Source organism: Flavobacterium sp. ASW18X, assembly GCF_005144745.1.
Classification (GTDB): Bacteria; Bacteroidota; Bacteroidia; order Flavobacteriales; family Flavobacteriaceae; genus Croceivirga.
In genome coordinates this window covers 1-21,887 of record NZ_SWKK01000033.1, presented here as the reverse complement: position 1 = coordinate 21,887, position 21,887 = coordinate 1, and the positions used below count along the sequence as shown (strand labels likewise).

The window sequence follows — 21,887 nt, the reverse complement described above, 5'->3', positions numbered from 1 at the left end:
TTTCGCCCTCCTTTTTACAAGCTTCGGTAGTTTGAAACTAATAAGCCAATTTTATATTAAAATCTGAAGGCGGTTTTGGGACAGACTGCCGGCATCGTTAATTACAACTCCGGTGTGGGCATTATCTACTAAGGTAACATTGTTATCTCCATTACCAAGGCTGTGTACCGCAGGTGTGGTGTTGCTAATGGTAAAAGAAGCTAGAATAGCAGGATTAGTGCCCTCATATACATTTACAGTGAATGGTGTAGTTTCTGGGGTAGATAAATGTACCTCTTGTTGTTGTATGGCTTGGTTGTTAGATCCTTGTTTTAATGGTGGTAAGTAATGCAAATCACTAAGTTGAGAAAACGCAGAAACGCCACAACTCAAGGCTATTAAAAACATAAAAACTTTTAGTTTCATGTTCATATATTGAACTTGTTAGTATTTTTTGTTCGTATGGTAAGTACTAAATAGCAATAATTAATTGGTTAGTTAAAATTATAGTAGTGTAATAGCCCAATCGTGTGGTGTACACTAGAATTTTTGTTACAAAAAAAGGGCGATAACATAGTTACCACCCTTTTAAAATGCTCATTCATTAGTTTTTATCTATATAATGTAAAGTGGCCAACAAACTCACGCTGGTCTGCTTCTCCGTGTAATTTAACTACATACCAATAATCTCCAGACGGCAGGTTGGTGTTTTGGTAAATGCCATTCCAACCATCTTCATTATCCTTAAATCTATAAATAGAACGACCGTATCTATCATAGATATTAATAAAGATTTCTGGGTATATTTCTATGTTAGTAGGTCTCCAAAGGTCATTACTACCATCACCGTCAGGGGTGAAGAAACTTGGAAATTCAACATCTATAAACTCTATAAATATTTCTTGTGTAACGCTACAACCATTTTGGTCTACTACGGTGACCTCATAGGTATCTGTTGCGGTTATGTAGAAATCTGATTTATCTGTATACTCTCTACCTTCAAAGATAAAGGTGTAGGCCTCACTACCACCAAATGCCGCAGCACTAATTTGGTTTATGGTACCTTCTGTTAATTGCAAGCTCAAAGGCTCAAAAACGTCAACTGTAAACTCAAATGTATTGGGACAACCGTTACTATGCAACACTGTAATGTAGTGGTCGCCTCCAGGTACATTGTTGAATACGCCATCCATCACCATCTGGTTCGGGTCGTCCGTATCTAAACCATATAACACTTCGCTTGCTACCGTAGTATCTTCAAAAGCTACGTTAATGGTGTTTTGAGTTATACCTTCATCACAAGTATAGAATACTTCTGCTTCCCCGGCTAGGTTTGCACCAGAAGCAACTTCAAAAATCTGACTTATTTCACAACCTCTTTCGTCTCTAATAAAGATTACATGAGTACCACTAGACAGGTTGTTGTATTCCATAACCCCTTCTACAAAATCAGCACTTGCATTAGAATTTAGGGCTGTAGAATAGACACCCGTGCCACCCGTAACATTTACAGTTATTGCTCCGTCACTACTCTCAAAGCAAATTTCATCTTGTACGGTAAAAGTCATCTCTAACTCAGTAGGTTCAACTAAGGTAAATTCAATTACTTCAAAACAACCTGCAGCGTCTTGTGCTATTACGGTATAATCACCAGGGGCCAAATCGTCAAATACATTATCACTTACAAATTGGTCTAGGTTAGGGGAGATAGCGTACTGGTATGGAGCTGTACCGCCAGCTAAGTTTACAATTATGCTACCATCTTCTTCTCCATAACAACTAATTTCTGTAATCTCAGTCCCTATAGAGAGTGCAGTAGGTTCTAAGATGTTTACTACCTCAGAAACTAATTCGCAATCATTGCTCTGTACGCGTACGTAATACGAACCAGCGGCTAAGTCCGTAAACAATCCATTAGCTTGGTTAGCTCTAATCTCATTGGTCAACGTACTATCTGAAAACAGTGCATATTCATAATTGCCCATACCACCTGTTGCTTGTACATCTATAGCAGCTGTACTTTCACCGTTACAACTAATAAAAGCTGCAGAGGTATTAAACTCACTAAAAGAGAGTGGTGTAATAGCATTTACATTTACCGTGTTAGATATTACAGAAATACAATTGTTGCTATCCTGTACAAAATATTGATAGGTGCCTGGGGTCATGTTGGTAAATAAGTGTGTGTTAGCGCCACTACTGTTATTCATGGTACTAAATGTAATACCATCTGTACTCCATGTGTAAGGTCCAGTACCACCAGATGCGGTAAGTAATAGTTCTGCTCCAGCAGAACAGCTAAGAATCTGGTTGGTAACTAATTGACCTTCTATGACAATAGGAGCTACAATTTCTACAATTGCGGTTTCAAAAGTACAGCTCATATTATCCATAACAGTTACACTGTAAAATCCTGCAGCTAAACCATTGAAGGTATCAGCAGTTTGTTGTACTGAACTTCTAAGTAATCGAGTTCCAGAAGCATCATCATAAGTATTTAAACTATAACGATAAGTAGCAGAAACATTTCTTGCAGCCACGCTGGCAGTTACAGAAGCATCTGAATCACCCTCACATAAAAGTGAGGTGTTAGCTATAGAAGCATTGATTGGGTCTGGTACTACCAATGTAAACTCATTATTAAAGTTTTGCACACAACCTAGTGCATCTGTTACAGCTATGCTATATTGACCAGCTTCTAAGTTTTGAAACAAGAAACTATTTACATTATTTTCTGTAGATACCGCACCAGTGGTGGTATTTGTCAGCGTAATAGTGTATGGAGCCATACCGCCTTGTGGTCTTACGTTAGCGCTACCCTCATTACCATTACAACCAACCTCAGTTAAATCTACCGTTGCCATAGTCAATGCTGCAGAAGGCGTGGTAATACTAAAACTGCGTTCTTGTGTACAGGTTGGTAAACCAACTTGAGCTACCCGAGCAATGTAATTGCCGGCAGCAACTGGTATAGCTGTGGTAGTGCCTGTTCCGGTAAATATGCCTGCATCATCTGTACGCGCTGTTGGCGTACCATCTGCATTTAAAATTTCCCAAGAAAAATCGCCCGTATAACTAGCATCTGTAAAGGTTAGGGTAATGCTACCGTCATCTCCAAAGCATACCACATCTGATAACTTGGTAACGGCAACACTAAACGTATTTGGCTCTGCTACGGTGTGGTTTACAAAAATTTCACAACCTGTAGTAACATTACGCACCCCAAAGGTATGTGTACCTACGCCTAGATTGGCAAAACTATTCGTGGCTTGATATGTGCCACTAGGCAATTGACGGAACTCGTAATTGGCAGGGTTTGTAGCGTAACTAGTTTGTGAACCAGTTGCTGCTATAGTTATTGTTTCTCCTGTATTTGCACAACTTATTGCTGTAGTCACGTTTATTGTAGGATTTTCATCCAACGCATCAAACGGACTTATCGTTACTATATGTGTTGTAGGTGAAGCACAACCATTAGTATCGTAAACAATAACTTCTACATCACCACCAGCTAGTTCCGTAAAACTATAAGACGCGCTAGAACTATCTTGTAATACCGCACTTGTAGTGTCATCAATAAACACAAAACGGTTATAGCTTCCAGTACCTCCAGTAATTGCAGCTGTATCTACTGTAATAATAGCATTATTGGTGTCATTATCTACCGTACAACCAAACTGGTCTACGGTAGGCGTGGTGAAACTTATAACCGGATTTTCTGGTACGTTTACAGCTAAAGGTGTAGAAGCACAACCGTTTGGTCCGGTAGCAATAACTTGATAGTTTCCACCAGATAAGTTTATAAAAGATTGTACAGAGGCATCAAAAGATGCCGTTGCTGGCATTGGGTTCAGTGTATAGGTCAATGGATTATTACCATTATTAACTTGACTTAGCGCTATACGGCCATCTTCCGCACCACTACAACTTACCGCCGTAGCACTGGCAGAAAAATCTGGTTGAATAGCAGCTGGTACATTAACTTCTATACTTCTCTCACACTCTGGGTTATCGGTATCAGCATCATAGATTAAGACTGTATAGGTGTCAGCGCTACCTACTGTAACTGTTTGAGGGTTTGTTGCTAGTGTCTGTTTGGTGATTACAACAGCATTACTACTATCTCTAACTTCAAATTCGTAATTACCAGAACCAGTAGTAGCTTCTATCCTTATTTCAGCTTCGTTTCCAGGATCACAACCTAATTGTTGCGCTAAAGTGGCAGAAGCCTGTAGGGTTGGGTGTACTGTTATGTTTTCAGTATCTATACAACCTGTTTGGTCTTTTATGACTACATCATAATCACCAGCAGTAACATTGTTAAATACATTGGTAGTTTCAAATGTAGCGCCATTATCAATAGAGTAAAGTACGGTGCCAATAGACGAAGCAACATTTATAGTTATAGTTGCATTAACATCACAATTTGCAATTTCTATATCGGCAATAACTGGTGGAGGCATTACATTCATAGTAACATCTCCTAAAGGATAGCTACAACCATATTGGTCTTCTACACTAACACTATATGTTCCGGAAGGGGAATTAGCAGGTATTTCTATAGGATTATCATCATTTGATGTAATTGTTGCGAAAGGTGAAGGGCCTGTTACGGTGTAAAAATACTCACCGCCACCACCAGTAATATCTGGAATGGTAATTAGACCAGGGTTTTCACAGCTGATGTCTCTTAAAGAGGCTGGTGTTCCTGTTATAGGTGCTAACATTCTCAAGTCAATATTTTCAGAAGCACTTATACATTGAGGGGTACCTCCATTAACCTGAACAACCTCCAAGAAGTATTCACCTTCTGGTAAACTGTTAACTACCACAGTATTATTATAAGCAATATCTCCGCTACTATTTCTAATGTCCGTCCCTGTTAAATCGTAAAGGGTCCATCTCATTTGTGGCTCTGTGAAGCCGTCTTCGTCAACTATTGTAAAGGTAATTTCACCATTACTCATGCCGTCACATGCCGGTCTTACATCTGGTGTAATGGTCATGGGAAGCCCGCTAGCAATTTCATTCACGTTTACAGTACTTTGTCTAACGCAACTGGTGGGCGTATTACTATCCCTAACGTAAAAAACGTACGTGCGTCCTGGTATTAAACCAGTAAACTCAAACGCACCATGACCCGCAGGGGTTGGATTGCCACCAATGTCGAACGAGGTGCCAACTTGCCAAGTAGCTGTGCTAGCATCAAAATTTGCAGGGTCACTAGAAAAGGTATATTCATAACCAGGAATACCTTCCGTACCTTGAACGGTAACTCTAAGTTCATTACAATTTTCAATTACAGAAGATGTAGTAATATCTAAATCATCCAAAGGATAAGGAATAATATATTTTGGAAAATCTGTCTGACAAACGTTGGTGCCGTTTGTTATTTTAATGGAAGGGTCAACTTCATCTCCAGAGGTATATCCTCTGAAATCCGGATTCGGCTGCCATGTTGTACCGCCATCCGAACTATATTCAATTGTACCTGTTAATCCGGTGGTTACATTGATAAAGTCAAATCCAAAATCTGCTGGTGTTCCACTACAGTCACCAGCGTAAGCACCTTGAATTTCAGCAGTAAGCTCAGCAGGTTCATCTATAACTACTCTTTCAGGAGTAGAAGTACAACCGGCAGCATCTGTAATAATAACATCATAATTACCAGCAGGTAAGTTGTAGTATGTTCTTGTAGTGCTCGCCACTCCAGATTGGGTCTGACTTTCCACACCGTTATCCACATCTACCAATTCATAAGTAAATGGAGCTACACCACTAGTGATGTTAACTTGGATACTTCCTTCGCCACCAAAACAAGCAGCATCAGTTGCTGTACTATTATAAGCTAAACCAGGTAATGCCTCTACTTCTTCTGTAATCATGGTTTGGCAATAGCCTGGATTGCCAAAGTTATCACGAACGTAAACATCATACTGACCAACATCTGCTAATGCCACGGAAAAATCTGTAATTGTTGGCGAAAAGTCACCATTGGTTACCGTAGTACCCTGCGGTACAAAAGCATATACTAAAGTTCCATTACCTCCTGTAGCTGTGGCGCTGATTTCTCCATCACCACAAGTACTTGCATCGGTAATTGTAGCCGATAGGTTTAAAGCAGGATGTATGGTGTACGATTCTGCTGTGGAAATACAGCCAAAGGCATCTTGTACTTCTACTTGATGCGTACCTTCACCTAAATCTACAAAAGTATACGTTAAACCATTAGTAGGGATAGGCGTTTGCCAAGGCCCTCCATCTATACGGAAAGTAACATTACCACTATTGTTGGCAGCTGTTGCTGTTATAAATCCGTCATTTAATCCAGAATAACACGTTGTGCCAGATAAGCTAACCGTAGGTTGTGTAGGCGCTACAACCGAAACTGGAATTGTTGTTGCTACTTCACAATTTCTAGCATCACGAACGCGGACTACATAATCACCAGCAGGTACATTTACAAATACATTAGTATTAGAAAAGGTTCTTTCAATAGAACTGTCTGTTCTTTCTAACTGATACGTATACCCAGCAGTACCTCCGGTGGCAGAAGCCTCTAAAGTGGCTCCCGTGTTTTGACAAGTGAAGTCAGCAGTTTGCTGCAAATCTGGAAGAATAGCAGTTGGCTCCGTTAGGGTAGCAGTAGTTGCAGAGGTTACTATACAAGTATTGTCATTTACCTTTCTAACAGTGATAGTATAAGTGCCGTCTCCTAGTACATTTGGGGTAGTAACCACGGCATCTGTGGTAGCTGTCCAAGACGTGCCACTATCGGTAGAATATTCATAACCAGCAGCATCAAAATTAGTTACTTGAAAACGAATATTACCATCTGTTGCTCCATTACAACTCGGGTCAGTACTTCCTAAAATCGCTACATCAAAAGCACGATTGCTTTCTACATTGACAATAATTTCAGCAGTATTTTCACAAACCTCTGGAGTCTGTATGGCTTGTATGTCATCTAAAATTAAATCGTTACCATCATTGCTATTTACGTTATTTCTAAAAACAACATCTATTTCTGTATTTGCACCTGGATTAAAGGTAAGCGTACGCTCATGCCAATCGGTGTTGTTGGTGTTTTTAGGAATTTCACCAGTGGCAGTGCTAAAGATAACCGTACCAGAATTGTCTAAAATTTCTACCAAGACCTCTGGATTATTACCTGCATTACCGGTACTCATTAGATTATAAGCAAAGAAGCTTAAGGTGATGTCTCTATTTGGTAAAACTTCCACATCTCTTTTTGCCCAAAGAATATTATTTAAAGATGGGCTGCCCGTGTCTGAGAATGTACTTACATCAATAGCAAAGAAACGGCCTTCTGTAAGTCCTGTATGGTCTTGCGGGCTTAGTAAGAATGGTACAGGATTGGTAACAAAATTGGTAACCGTGTATTCTCCATTTACTAAAATACCAGCAGGACCTCTATTACAATTGGTTTCTGAACCATTTTGAGGTTCATAACAATATTCTGGGCCAGCTTCCGCAACTTGTAAATTAGGTCCTGCGCCAAAGGTTTCCAAGAACAAAGTACTTTGGTTAGGCGCAAGGTTACTCGCGTAATTTACTTGTATGGTATGTTGCCCTGCAGCTACATTTTCAAAGAAATTTTGGTCAGCAGGTGTATTAAGGGTGCCATCTATAGCGTAGGTATACCTAAAGTCTGTAGTATTATCTGTATTTATGGTTACCACACCATCACCATCGCACTCATAGGTAATATTTGGCGTAAGATTAGGTGTAGGTGTAGGGTTTGGTACTGTAATTTCCATAGGGAAAGTACAGTTTAGATTGTCTTGTAATACCAAATTGTAAGTACCCGGGCTTAAGCGTTGTTCCGATACAGCGCTGAACGATGTTCCCCCATCAAAACTATATTGATAAGGAGCCTGGCCACCAGATGGATTTAATATTTTAACCAAGGCTTCTCCAGAGGCATCACAAGAGGCATCTTCTATTATAGTAGCCGATGCATTTAAAGGAAAAGGTTGTTCAATCTCGTAATCTACGGTAAATACACAACGCTCTTCATCTGCACTGCCTGTAGCATCCCTTACTGTTATGGTGTAAATGCCTGCACCTAAATTGTTAAAGAAATTCTCTGTTTGATAGTTGGTGCCATCAATACTATATTGATATGGAGCGTTTCCGCCACTAGCAACAATTGTTAGGGTAGAGGTTTCACTATCTGCACATGTAATATCGGTATGGCTAAGTGTAGCTTCTACAGCTCCTAAGTCTTGCATGGTTACAGGAGCTGAACGTTGGTAACAACCATTATCATCCTTAACTAAAAATACATATTCCCCATCTTGCCCTGCCACATAGGTGCTAGGATTGCCTGTATAACCAAAAGAGAAGTTAGGATTGGAGTCAAAATCAGCATCAGGAATGCTTGCTTCGTCTGTATAGTAAGGCACTCCATCCTTACTCCATATTACATATTCATGACCAGTAGTGCCACCTGTAACGGTTAAATTGATAACTCCAGGAGCACATGTTATGTTAGCCTCTACATTGGCAGTTAGAGTTAATGCCGGAATTTCATCTACAGTGATGGCAGAAGATTCTCTACAACCATTCTCTGTAGTAGTAACTACTAAATAGTCACCAGGCGCAACGCCATTAAAGGTATGTGTGTTATCTGTTGTAGCTAATTCTGAACGAACAAAAGAACCATTACCACTATTACTGCCATCATCTATAAATAACTGATAGCTATAGTTTGGAATTACATTTAATGCTTCAATACTAATAGTTCCTTGCGTATCACAATCGGCTGGTGTACTGCTTACATTAACAGTGAAATCTCTTCTTGCAATCCCAATTTCATCGGTCTCAAAAACACAACCATTAGCAACGGGTGCCCCTGTAGAAGGATTTAATTGTGTAATCTGTACTTTATAAGTGCCTGCAGTATCTATGTCAAAGTTAGGTCCTTGACCAGCATCAAAACCAATTGCTACACTGTTGGTATTCACATTAACTAATTGGTAACCGTAACCAGCACCAACACCAGTAATTCTAATGTTGCCATCTGTATTACAGATAATATCATTTTGGTCTACGCCAAAGTTGAGGTTGTTTTGGAATACGTTAAAGTAAAAACGGCTAAAGCATCCATTTTGATAGCGAATAACAACTCGGTATTTTCCTTCGTTATCTACTGTGTAATTGTCCGTACTACCTACTGTTGTGTACCCACAACCATCTTGTCGGTTACCACATTCATCACCCGCATCTTGGCAATTGGCACTAAGATTTTCATCCCAACGCTCCCAAGTAATAGAATCAGCATCTGTAATCCCTAATTGTAAAGTAACATCATCATTGGTACCGCACAAGAATATTTGAGGCAGTTCACTACCATCGTTACCACAGGTAACTATTTGCCCTTGTATATCGTTATCAGGATTACTATCGCTATTTACTTGGTTAAAGAAGTCAATTATAGGATTGGTTTGTGTTGTCCCAAAGCGTTCTAAATTGATTCTTTCAATCATATCTGGGCATCCGCTACCAGAAGATTTTTGCACCATATAATAACCAATGTTAGTTACTAAAAGTGTACTTGGGTCGCTGTCAGCGTCACTGTCCGTTACAACGGTATCACCAGAATCTATAGTATTATTACCGTTGGTATCTAAGTACCAAGTATAGGTATCAAAACCAGTACCAGCAGAAAGCAATACATCGTCCCCACATAATTGCACCGTTCTGGCAATATTACAATCTGATAATCCACCTAAAATGTTATTGGTTGCTGTGGCTAAAGTAGTGGCACAAGCGCCAGCAGGGTTAGACCCGTCTTCATCAGAAAAAGTGTTTGTATTGGCAATACCAGTATAGGTAGCAAATGCCTGATTTATTAAGGTGCCAGAACATGCGGCAACAAATTCTGAACATTCTCCAGAAACCTCTACCGTAATTCTAATAGTATACTCTGGGTCACCTATTTCTACCAGATTATCTGGAATAGTAAAGTTTAACGTATTGCTATTAATGTCGTATGAGTGAGAGGCACCTAAGGCATCTGTATAGTCAACATTAATTAAAGAAACGTTAGCAGGTAATACATCTCTAATTGTGAAATTTGTAGCATCATCATCTCCTGTATTTTGGAATGTTAACACATAATCAAATGTAGCGCCCAGACTAATATCTTGTCCATTAATATCTGTTACTTGGTCTTGAAGCATGGAAGTGTTACCTAAAACAATAATAGGAGCCAAAACTTCTGTATAAGACGCTGCATTTACCGTACCATCTGTGGGGTCAACCACGGGTACGCCAGTATCGTATTCCATACCGTCGCCACCATCTGCATTATCATCTTTATAATATTCGTTGGCATCACTACAACCATCACCATCACTATCTAAGTCTAAATGGTCTGGTATACCGTCATTATCGGTATCTAAGTTGGCACAAAAACCAGAAAAGGAGTCCGTATTATATGCCAAGAAAGCCACGTCAGCACTAGACGATAATTCTAATCGTAAAAACGCGACATCACCAATATTAGTAGCTGGAATTCCAAACTCTGATAGTTCTATAGTTGCCAAACGATAATCTCTAAAGGTATTTGCGGCAAATACGCTCCCATTTGCATTATACACATCTAAATTGTAAGACCCTACAACAGTAGAAAGAGCACCACTACCGGAAGCTTGGATTTGAACGGCATTCCCAAGGGGAGCACCGTTTGCATCATACAAACTAATAATATGGCCAGCGCCACCAGGTTGTGCTATTTGCGTTAATAAAATATCTGGGATACCATCGCCTACTGTAGTAGCTACAATCGGGTCAATTTCATACATCCAATCATCACCAATATTGGCAATACCAGTACCTAAATCAAGACCATTTAAGCCATTGGTTAATAAAGCATTTAAAGGGTCTGTAGCAGGATTGCTAACTACAGTTAATCCCGTGGCATTAGTTGCATCACCATCATTTAGGCTTCCCTCCAAAGTCATTTCATTATAAATGTTATCAGAAGGGGTAAGGGCTAACCAATTAGATTCAGAGATACTAATATCAGATGTACCATCATTATTAGTATCTAAGCCATCCATTAAGCCATTGTTGTTAGCATCAAAAACATCATCATCTATGACCCCAGTGGCAAATGTTGTGCCGCCAGAGGTAAACGCTAACAATTCATGAGAAAGGTTAGGTCTAGTGCTGTTTAGATTGGTAGCAGCGCTTCTCCAAAAATCGTTAAAGTTGGTAAATATTTCCGTTACTGGAGTACCGCCCTGTATGGTGGCGGCAGGATTGGTAAATGTAACGGCATTAGAAATGGAACAAAGCTGTTCTACAGTATCGTAAATACCATCATTATCATCATCTAAATCTACAGAATCTATAACACCGTCATTATCATAATCATTGTGTACTATAATACGAGCAGATGGGCTATCTGGTGTAGCGTTTGTATCGGTTTGGTCTTGGGTGTTGGTAACCGTATTAGTAAGGTTTAATAAGGGAAGGATATCAATTTCATCACCTCTTACTTCTAAACGTAAAAATGCTCTATCACCACCATCTAAAGTACCAATATTCCAAGTATTTCCACTAAAACTACCTGTAATGGTCTGTGCATTGACTAAAGTAAGTCCGGCAGGTATATTATCTGTGATTTGTAGATTGGTCACGGGACCAACCCCATTGTTGGTGACTTTTATAGTAAAAGTGGCCGTGTCTCCCTCTACAATTTCTGCGTTATCTACCGTTTTTTCTAATACAATATCAGGGTCGCAATATAAAGCTTGTATAACATTACTATCATAAGTACAGGGGCCTTTGGTTCCTCTTACAAAGAATTCACCTGCTCCTGCAGGGGCATAATTTACTGAGTTAGCTCCTGGTATTAACACTCCGTCTTTAAACCATTGGTAGGCATCAAAATTACCCGTAGCTTCAAAAATTTCTGAACCTACAAAGCATCCAGAACCACCTCGTATTTCTAGAATTACTTCTGGTACTGTATCAAATCCAGAGAAATAACCTGCAACACCACGAGCACCGTTGAATCCGAAAAAGCCAACAGCCATAGGGCCTGTAGATTGTACACTAACATTACCGTTAAGGTTGGGTACGTAAAATGTTTTCCAATTGCTAGAGCCGGCCACAGGTCTTGAGGCAGGTAGTGTTACAGGGCCATTGCTGTCTGTAACCACTATATTGGCATCAGGCGTATTAACCGCTGCAATAATGGTCATACCACCAGTTACATCTGTACCAGCCATATTCCTGATGTCTGGAATATTATCCATAACATCGGGCAGTAAACAATTTACAGGTGCAACAAAGTTTAAACCCTGGGTATAAACTTGAGATGCACCTGCCATACATTGGTATGCATAGGCATCTTTAGAGGTTTGTACAAACATGTTTGCTCCCACTGTATTGGAAGAAAAGTAAGTACTAGGCACTTCAAAAAATTCTCCTTCATCTATAGTGGCAATTGGGGTTGTTCCTCCGTTTACGAAAATACTTGTATTGTCTGATGTTGCTATTATTAGCGGAAACTCCGTAGAACCATTGGTATTACCGTTTCCTCTTATAAACACATAATCTTTTCCTAATCTGTTAACAGGCACAGGCTGGTCAATACCAGCATCTCTGTTAGCAGCTCCTGCTTGTCTACCAAAGTTGATAGAACCGTTACTAATTACAATGTCTTTATCAGATTCTATGGAGGCTCCTATCCAGCCAGATTCATGAGCTGGTGTTGGCGATGTACCAATATAGGTTTCAAAAACAAAAGATTCATTGGCATTTAATGTTACTGTATAAGAATCTGCCGTTATTCCCGCTCTATCATTTCCCACTCTAAATTCACAACCAGGGTCATACCCAAACAAGGTCACGGTAGTATTATCTTCCGTAGCCATGATACCAAGGGTGTTAGACTTAGACCTTTCTGCACCTAAATTGGGAACCCCTCCCCATTTAAAACTGGTACCTAGTGCTTGCCTACCTTTGGCGGTCAAGGAAGCTGCTTGCGCTGCAGAGTTACCACGGTAATTTACATAAAACCGGTTGCCGCTGGGTGATTCAAAACGTAAACCGCTATTATTTAAAACTACACCGGTATTATCATTTGTAACAAGTGTAATATTATTATCACCATCTGCTAGCACCCATTCTGCCGGGGTAGTATTAGAAATATTAAAACTTGCAATTGGCGTAGGGTTAGTACCGCGATATGCATTTACCGTAAACGTGGTTGGTTCTGGCGTAGATAAATAAATGGCCTGATCACGAATCCCTTCATTGTTGCGCCCTTGTTTTAATGGCGGAAGATAGTGTAGGTCGCTTAATTGAGCAGAACCAAAATAGCCTAAAAGTAAAACAACTAAGGTTAAAAAGTGTTTTCTCCAAGTAGTGTTAAATGTCATGGGGTTTGGTAGTTTGTTATAACACTACGAAAAAACCTAACTTTTAAGAGTTAGGCAGATCTATGTTGTATAGCTGTAATAAATGTTGTTAAAAGACACTTGTTTTGTGGTGTTCCATTTTTAAACAAAACAGCGCTCTTTTGTACCTTTAGACAAAATGTAAGAAATGATTGAGGAAAAACTGATGTCTAAAAAGAAGCCGGCTTTCCCTATAAATAGCAAGCTAGATGCGTATTTAGGCAAGTATAGTAGAAAGATTGAAATCCCTATTTTTTATGAGGATTTATTGCGTTTTTCTGGTTCTATAGCCGTAGAGGATAGTGAAGGTAATGATACCCTTTGGGTACGTGTTTACTATTCTGAATTTGAGCGAGAGGAAATAGATTCTAGCTTAAAAAAGGTCTATTCTATCTTACATTCTGATGGTAGCGAACGCATTTTAGAATACCTAAATATAGATGCCATTGACTACTGTACTTTTGGTAATTCTAAGCCATTTAGAATTAAAGTACGAAACATTTTGAATGACAATTACACACATTTTTACGTTAAAAAAACAGATGCTTCTAGGGTTTATGGTTTAGAATTAGAGCATATGTTATCTCCTTATAATCTAAACTTTTTGGTGTATAAAGATACCTTGATAGAAGAGCATATTGCAGGTATTCCTGGGGATGAATTTATAAATGAAATGCTACCTAAATGCACAGCGTCACAGCAAGCACAATTGGCGAAGGAATTTGTAAAGTTTAATGAGCGATGTATGATTCGTCTTTTAGGCGATATGAGGGCGTATAATTACGTCATTGTCCCTGTACATGATTTTGACCATGTGGTATACCGTATCCGCGCTATTGACTTTGACCAGCAGTGTTTTGAAGGGAAATTTAAGGTCTACCTGCCTCAGTTTTTTAAAGAAAATAATGCCATGGTGAATCTAGTGTCTCAAAAATTACAGAAAAATTCTGTTGAGCAGTATAAAATAGAAGAACGCTCTATAGTTGCTAAGCGAATTTTAAGTAGTGGAAATCGGATAAAACGCCTTATAAATATTGCTAAAACAGATTCTATAAGCTTACCAGAAAATATAGAACGCCTAAAAGGAGAATTGTTTGAATTTACCCATGACATGGAGTTTAAAAAAGCGGATACTATGGGAAAAATCCTCGCAACAGCGCTAGATTTTGTGAAGCGAAATTACGAGGATATGAGTATGAAACAAATCATGGAAAAGCGCTTTTAAGCGCTTTTCTTTAGGATTTTTGCTCTTTATTAAAATACACTAAATAGTAGTACATCTGTCTTTCTTCATCCCAACCTTTTTCTACAAATTTCTCTGCAGATTCTGGATTTATAAAATCCATTTTAATTTGGATGTTGGTATCTAACTGTATAACGTTTTTAATTTTTTTGCGTACATCGCTTACTGCTTTATTAGCAATATCAAAGTTAGAAACGTCTTCAATGCTATATTTTGGTCCTTTTTCTACTTTATAGTGTTTAAACTCCGGTATAAGTTCTGGATTATCTATTACCTCATTTAAAAAACTAGTTTCTTCAAAATTATCATTCTTGGCAAAGTGGTTCACCGCTCGGTTCATGAACAAAACCTCTTGCTGCTTATCTTCTGCAGGGAGTACTACATCTTTAGCAAAATTCTGACAAAATTTTAGGTAGTTTTTAGTATAGAAATTTTCATCCGTTAAAGGGGTAAGACCTAAAAAGTTTTCAATCCAATACTTAGCATCATACCTATTACTATCTACGGATAGTACCTTATAACCTTCTTCTTTTTCGGTATTAAAAATGAGGCAACCTTTATCTAGTTTATTAACGTTAATCCCTTGTCTAATTACGATATCTAAATTTTGCTGATTCTCTTCAAATTCTAGAAAATCATGTTTTAATTCACTTTTAAAAATACCTAATGCATCTACTTTTTGGTTGTCTAAGACCATATCAGAAAAGTAGGCAATGTACACCTCTCCATTTTTAATATGGGGATGGTTAGATTGGTCAAATAAATGCGTAGTAATATTTTTAGACAGTTGATGCGTTCTGCTAGGTTCTTGAAAAATACCCGCTGCTGCCTTGTAAATCTCATTAAATTCTACATCTATCTCATGAGAAAATCTGAAATAATTTTCTTCTTTCTCCCGGAAAGGTTTAAAAAAATACTCTTTTAAAATAGCAGAGATTTCATCGTTAAGGGCGTGTGCCTTTTCTGATAAAAATATGGATTCATTTCTACTCTTATTACCAACACGATGTAAAGAAATGTTCTCTATTTGTGCCGAATATAAGTTTATCATAGCTATATGTATAGTTAATGGTTAAGTAAATTTTTTAAGTGATGAAGGCAGTAAATATTAGTTCCAGTTTTCATCAAAATCTAAATCATCATAACTGCCAAAGCTGTCATCGAAATCTACAGATTTCTCTGCTTCAAAGTTCTTTTCTGGTGGGGAATCTGGTAATTCTCCAAAACTAAAAAGTACGTTAGGATAAGTTCTACCATCCTCCTTTGCTACAATATCTGCGAGTTCTATAAAAAAGGTCCACATGCTTAAAAAATCATACACATAAATAAGCTTAGGCGTATCTTCTGTTAAGACATCATCTAAGCTTGTTTCGTTCATTAAACGCACATCAGAGCCAGTCTCACTCATATCAAACAAGGCAATTTCTTCATCTTGATTCCATTCCTCATCGCAGGTGTAGAAAGATGCCATTTGGTCTCCTAAAAAGCCAAAGGCTTGTGTTATAGCATTATGGAATTCTTCCATTGTACTGCTATCTTCTATCTCTAAATCGCGAAAAATATCTTCCTCCGCATCAAGAATAATCCTGATTTTATATATCATCCTTAGAAATTTTCAAGTGGGCAAAGTTACAAATTAATGTTGTTCTTAGTTTTATGGAATACCTTTAAAAACAGGTAAAATTGTATTCCAAATAGTATGGAGGCTATAACTAAATGTAAAGGTTGACTGCCAAAAGGAAAGTCTAAATAAAACATAGCCATGCCTGTTAAAACTTCTATTAAAATAAAAAGCATTACCCAATTTATTTCGGGGAGTTTCCAATCGTTTTTTCGGATTTTCCAAAATAAAAAGCCATTGGTAAGTAGTACTAGGATGGATAGTGAACGGTGTACATAAAATGTAATATCCGGGTTCTCTAACCATAGATTCTTGGCCAAATATCCTACAACGTCTACTTGGTGGTCTACGGCTTGCCTAACTTGGGTACCTAGTATTATTTGTATTAGACTTAGTATAATACTGAAAAGTACCACACTTCTAATTAAAGCTGGTCCTTTAAATGGTTTTTTACTTTGTTGCGCATTGTATATTAAAAAAAGAAGCATGGCTACAATAGCCAAAGCCATGAACATGTGTAACGTTATCCTAACAGGAGCTAAAACGGAATACACCACTGTTGCCCCTAACCATGCTTGGAAACCCATGCCAAATACAACTAGCCAAGCTAAAAGAGGAATTTTTTTACTTTTTTTCCAAAACCAAAAAGAGAATATAGCTAAGGCCAAGGTTGCAAACCCCGCTAGAGCTCCAAAAAGCCGATTAATATATTCTATCCAAGTATGCCAAACGTTAAACTCTGCATAATCATGTTTGGTATAGGCTTCCCAGTTTTTAGGATTGTAAGTATTAGAAGTAGTAAAATTAGCGGTAGCTACCCAAAGTGCTTTATTTTGTATAATTACCTGACCTTTTTCAAAATCTCTGTTGGCTTGCCATTCCAATACGGTTTCATCCGTCGGGGGTATGTAATACCCGAAGCATTTAGGCCAATCTGGGCATCCCATGCCACTACCTGTCATACGTACAACAGCTCCGGCAACAATTACCAAGTAGACTAAAACAAGGGTAATTTTTGCCAATTTTAAAAAGGACTTTTCCATAGCAAAATTTGAGTGCAAAATTACGCATTCTTTCTATGAAAAAGTCCTTCTATACCAGTGTAATTAGGTTTTGTTAAACCCTATTTTTTTATAACAATAAGTTCTGCCCTACGGTTAATGTGGTTTTGTTCTGGTGTACAGTTATTCCAGACTTTACAATCGTTCAATAGTTCATTTTCACCAAAAGATTTTTCATCAATTCTACTGGCATCAATACCATTTGCAACTAAATATGCTTTTGTTGTTGTAGCTCTTCTAGAAGATAATTTGTCATTATAAGCATCGCTTGCTAATGCATCCGTGTGTGCTCTCACTTCTATTTGTACTTTAGGGTAGGCCTTTAAAAATGCAAGGGCTTGGTCTAATGTATTTTTAGCGGTAGGGGTTAGATTATACTTATCCAAATCAAACAAAATTGGTTCTAATTTTAAATAGGCGATTAAATCTTCTCCCAAAGCAGGTAATGTAACTAAAGGCTCAAGATATAAGGTAATTTGTCGTTGCTCTTTCATCTCGGTGATTTTCATATCACTGCGCTTATATCCTTCTTTGCTTGCTATAATTATAGCGTTAGTGGTGTAACAGTCCAAAGCTACTACCGCATTACCATCTTTGTTAGTAGCGGTTTTAGTAGTGGGTGTGTCTCCTGATACATCTACATTAGCCATAGCTAACGGATTGTTACTACCTTTTTCTAGAACAATAATCTCTAAATCTTTAAAGCACTCAAAACGTAAGGGTTTCAATTGTTTTATGCCGTAAATGTCATCACTACCTTGTCCTCCCTCGCGGTTAGAGGCAAAGTATCCTTGTTTACTCTCAGAATTTAAAATCAGCGAAAAATCGTCCTCAATGCTATTTACAGGAGTTCCTAAATTAATTACAGGTAAAGGTTCTTCTTGGTCTAGTTTGGTAGCAAACATATCTAGACCACCTAAGCCTGGATGACCATTAGAAGCAAAAAATAATACCTCTTCTTTTGTGATGAAGGGGAAGCTCTCAGTACCTTCCGTATTAATCTTGTTTCCTAAATTTATGGGTTCCCCATAGCTACCATCCTCTTTAATTGCTACTTTAAAGATGTCTGACGCACCTAAAGTTCCTGGCATGTCAGAAGCAAAATACAACCATTTACCATCAGCGCTCACCGTTGGATGTGCTACAGAATATTCTTTACCGTTAAATGGCAGTTCTTGTACTTTTTTCCATTCGCCATTTATTAAACTCGCTTTAAAAATTTTAAGTCTGCTAACGCCTTCACTATCTCTAGAAAAATTACCATTGGTACTGTTGTTTCTGGTAAAATATAAGGTTGTACCATCTGGTGATAGGGCAGGAGAGGATTCATGAGTTTTCTTGTTAATAGACTTGTCCATTTTTAAGGGCTCTGCCAAATCCCCACTAGCGGTAACTTTAGATTTAAATAAATCTAAAAATGTTTTGGTATTCCATGAGTGAATGTTTTTAGAAAACATGCCGGTATCTCTAGCAGAAGCAAATAAAACACCTTCTGGAATAAAAGCAGGCGAAAAATCAGACTCTGTGGTATTGATGCTTAGAGAATTAACGCTAAAAGTACCAGCTCTTGATTTAATATCTTCTAAATAATCTCGATTTTTATTAAAATTTATAGCTCTTTGGTCATCTGTATTGAGTGCTTGAAATTTTTGCATCCATTCATCAGATTCCTTATAATTTTCCAAAGAACGTAAGGTTGTTGCATATCTGTAGATAAATTCTGGGTCACTATCAAAATCATCAGAAGTTACTAGTTTTTCATACCACTTTGCAGCTTCTTTATAATTAGCTACTAAATAATTAGAGTTACCAAGTCGTTTTAATACTTCTGTGGTACTGTATCCTTTTTTTATTAGCGTTTCATAACCTACTATAGCATCACTATATGCATAATTGTCATATTTCTTATCTATTTTTTTTAAGGTGGATGTTTGCGCTGCACAAACTAAACTAATACAAGTATATAACAGTATTAGGTTGTTTCTTAAAAATGTCATGGTTCTGTGTTTAAAAAAATCTAGGAGACAGTACTTTCTTATCTACCTTCCGAAATTCGTACCTTAAAAATAGTTCAAAAGAACCATCATTAAAACTTTGATTCCCTAATTCTGTTGTTTCCCTATCGTAGGCAAGGCCTAACATTAGTTGGTCACTTAATTGAAATCCAGCTAATGCACTTACTGCGGCATCCCATCTGTAAGCAGCACCAGCGTAGAATTTTTCATTAAATAGAAAATTGGCAGAAATATCTGCTTGTAAGGGAGCTCCACTTACAGCTTTTAAAAGTAACGCAGGTTTAAATTTGGTAAAATAGCCCAAATCAAAAACATACCCAGTAATAAAGTATAAATTCATTCGCTCTTTAGCAACATAAGATGTGCTTTCCGCTTCGTTATCAAAATGCTCGGTTTGCAAAAAGTTGGGTACAGAAAGTCCCGTATAAAAACGATCTGTGTGATAAAATACTCCTGCACCAAAATTAGGAGAAAACTTATTATCAATATTTGCTTGATTGCCAGGGTCTGTGCTGGAGTCATAAATTCTTAATTTGTTAAAATCAATATTTAAAATATGACCGCCAGCTTTTAGACCAAAGGAAAGTTTTCCTTGGTAAGAGACAGGAATACTATAGGAGAATGAAGCATCAAAATAGGTGTCTTGATTGGTTCCATTTCCTATTTCATCATTTATTACGGATAAACCTAAGCCTACACGTTCACTAACAGGACTATGCAAATTTAGTGTTTGTGTGGTAGGAGCTCCGTCTAAGCCTACCCACTGAGACCTATGCAATGCCGCAACACTAAACACACCACGATTACCAGCATATGCCGGATTTATAGAAATGGTGTTATACATGTATTGGGTATACTGCGCATCTTGCTGGGCAAAAATACCTTGCAAGCTAAACAAGGCAATACATAGTAGAGAATATATAGTTTTCATGTCTTTAATTTTATGGGGAATTTTATCTATTGATGTATAAGTAGCCAGATTTTTTCTTGGCATTACCGTCGTTTTCATAATTTATAATGTAGAAGTAAACACCAGCAGGTAACTCTTCATTCTGTTGTATGGTTACCCTGCCCTCAGAAATACCTCTAAACGCCTTATCTTCATTATTATAACCAGTGGCACTGAATACTTTTACTCCCCATCTGTTAAATACTTCTACCGTATTATTTGGGAATTGTTCAATGTTTACAATTTGGAATACATCTTGTCCCAAACTCGGATTCATTAATTCTGAAGCAATAGAAATATCGCAAGCAACACCATCTGGTATAGTACCACCGACATTGCTACATGCATCTAATGGGTCAGTGCCATCAGTAACTTCTTGTCCGTCTGCAATTCCATCTCCATCAGAATCTGATAATACAGGGTCAGTACCAAGGGCATCTTCTTGGTCATTGGTTAGACCGTCTTCATCACAATCGCTGCTGCCTAAAGCAGTTCCGTTAACTGAATCACAATCATCTAAAGGATTTGTATTATCTAGTACTTCTTGGCCATCGTTAGTACCATCACCATCTGAATCTGGATTTAATGGGTCTGTTCCTAATAATTCTTCTTCACCATCTAATAAACCGTCATTATCAGAATCGGGATTGTAAGGGTCAGTTCCTAAACTTGCCTCTTCATCATTAGTTAGCCCATCTTCATCACAATCACTCGCTCCTAGAGCAGTACCGCCATTAGAATCGCAATCCTCTAAAGGATTTGTTTCATCTGCTACTTCTTGCCCGTCACTTATACCATCACCATCCGAATCTGGATTATTAGGGTCAGTACCTAATAATGTTTCTTCGTTGTCGTTAAGACCATCGCCATCCGAATCCACAGAAATAATAACTTCTCCAGTACCTACATTACCAGCAGCATCCGTAGCTGTAATCGCTATGATATCTTCATCAAAAAGAGTAGGGAAACTACCATTGATTGGCATTGCGGTTTCTGTATCTATACTCCAATTTCCTGTAGCATCAGTAGTTACAGAATAGGTTACATCTGTAATTCCATCACCATCAGTATCTAAGCCCACTGTTAAGGTCTCATTTGGACCATCAGTTCCTGTTAGGATAGGGGTAGTATCGATAGTACTAAAGCTATCCACAATAGGTATAGAATTATTTAGGTTGATAGGTTCGTTATCGGTAGCCGGATTACCCGCTACATCAGTAACATCCGCAGTTACGGTGATGGTACCGTTATTCAATCCAGAGATATCGGCATCGGTAGCCGTCCACGCGTTACCCGAAACAGTAGCGGTAGTGGTCACTGGAGGATTCACCCCATCATCAAAAGTAACCGTTACTACTTGTCCATCTTCCACATCCGTAGTAGTCCCTGAGATGGTAACGTCACCATCTTCGGCAGCATTTACAATGTTATCTCCTTCAATAGGAGTTGTAATATCGATAGTTGGTACGGTATTATCCAGTGTAATAGGGTCGTTATCGGTAGCTGGGTTACCCGCTACATCCGTAACATCCGCCGTTACGGTGATAGTTCCATTGTTTAATCCAGAAATATCCGCATCT

At 38.3% G+C, this 21,887-nt stretch carries 9 protein-coding genes; 1 reads left to right on the top strand and 8 read right to left on the bottom strand.

The window, feature by feature from the left end; translation table 11 throughout:
* Nucleotides 1-51: 51 nt before the first annotated feature.
* Both FBT53_RS15625 and FBT53_RS15620 read right to left on the bottom strand, forming a co-directional pair.
* Complete coding sequence (locus tag FBT53_RS15625) at nt 52-405, bottom strand: hypothetical protein (protein WP_205729051.1); 354 nt, start codon at nt 403-405, stop codon at nt 52-54.
* 185 nt (nt 406-590) lie between these two features.
* Entirely contained in the window at nt 591-13,400 is a 12,810-nt protein-coding gene (locus tag FBT53_RS15620) for a T9SS type B sorting domain-containing protein (protein WP_136952127.1), read from the bottom strand.
* 166 nt (nt 13,401-13,566) lie between these two features.
* Between FBT53_RS15620 and FBT53_RS15615 the strand changes: the two genes are divergently transcribed.
* On the top strand, nt 13,567-14,643 hold the full coding sequence (locus FBT53_RS15615; protein ID WP_136952126.1) for a hypothetical protein: 1,077 nt from the start codon (nt 13,567-13,569) through the stop codon (nt 14,641-14,643).
* 10 nt (nt 14,644-14,653) lie between these two features.
* On the opposite strand, the gene FBT53_RS15610 is transcribed toward FBT53_RS15615, so the two are convergent.
* The 6 genes from FBT53_RS15610 to FBT53_RS15585 form a co-directional block, all read right to left on the bottom strand.
* Nucleotides 14,654-15,712, bottom strand: coding sequence for a nucleoid-associated protein (locus FBT53_RS15610; RefSeq protein WP_136952125.1), 1,059 nt, complete (start codon nt 15,710-15,712; stop codon nt 14,654-14,656).
* 57 nt (nt 15,713-15,769) lie between these two features.
* Entirely contained in the window at nt 15,770-16,264 is a 495-nt protein-coding gene (locus FBT53_RS15605) for a plasmid pRiA4b ORF-3 family protein (RefSeq protein WP_136952124.1), read from the bottom strand.
* Between the two features lie 26 nt (nt 16,265-16,290).
* Nucleotides 16,291-17,325 carry a heme A synthase gene (locus tag FBT53_RS15600; RefSeq protein WP_136952123.1) on the bottom strand — a complete coding sequence of 345 codons (1,035 nt, stop codon included), beginning with the start codon at nt 17,323-17,325 and terminating at the stop codon, nt 16,291-16,293.
* An 80-nt stretch (nt 17,326-17,405) separates the two neighbouring features.
* Nucleotides 17,406-19,340 (bottom strand): OmpA family protein, encoded by a 1,935-nt coding sequence (locus FBT53_RS15595; protein ID WP_136952122.1) that lies wholly within the window; start codon nt 19,338-19,340, stop codon nt 17,406-17,408.
* 10 nt (nt 19,341-19,350) lie between these two features.
* Nucleotides 19,351-20,289: a type IX secretion system membrane protein PorP/SprF gene (locus tag FBT53_RS15590; protein WP_136952121.1), complete on the bottom strand. Its 939-nt coding sequence runs from the start codon at nt 20,287-20,289 to the stop codon at nt 19,351-19,353.
* A 22-nt stretch (nt 20,290-20,311) separates the two neighbouring features.
* Nucleotides 20,312-21,887: gliding motility-associated C-terminal domain-containing protein (locus FBT53_RS15585; protein WP_169630382.1), on the bottom strand; the 1,576-nt coding region annotated here is incomplete at its 5' end.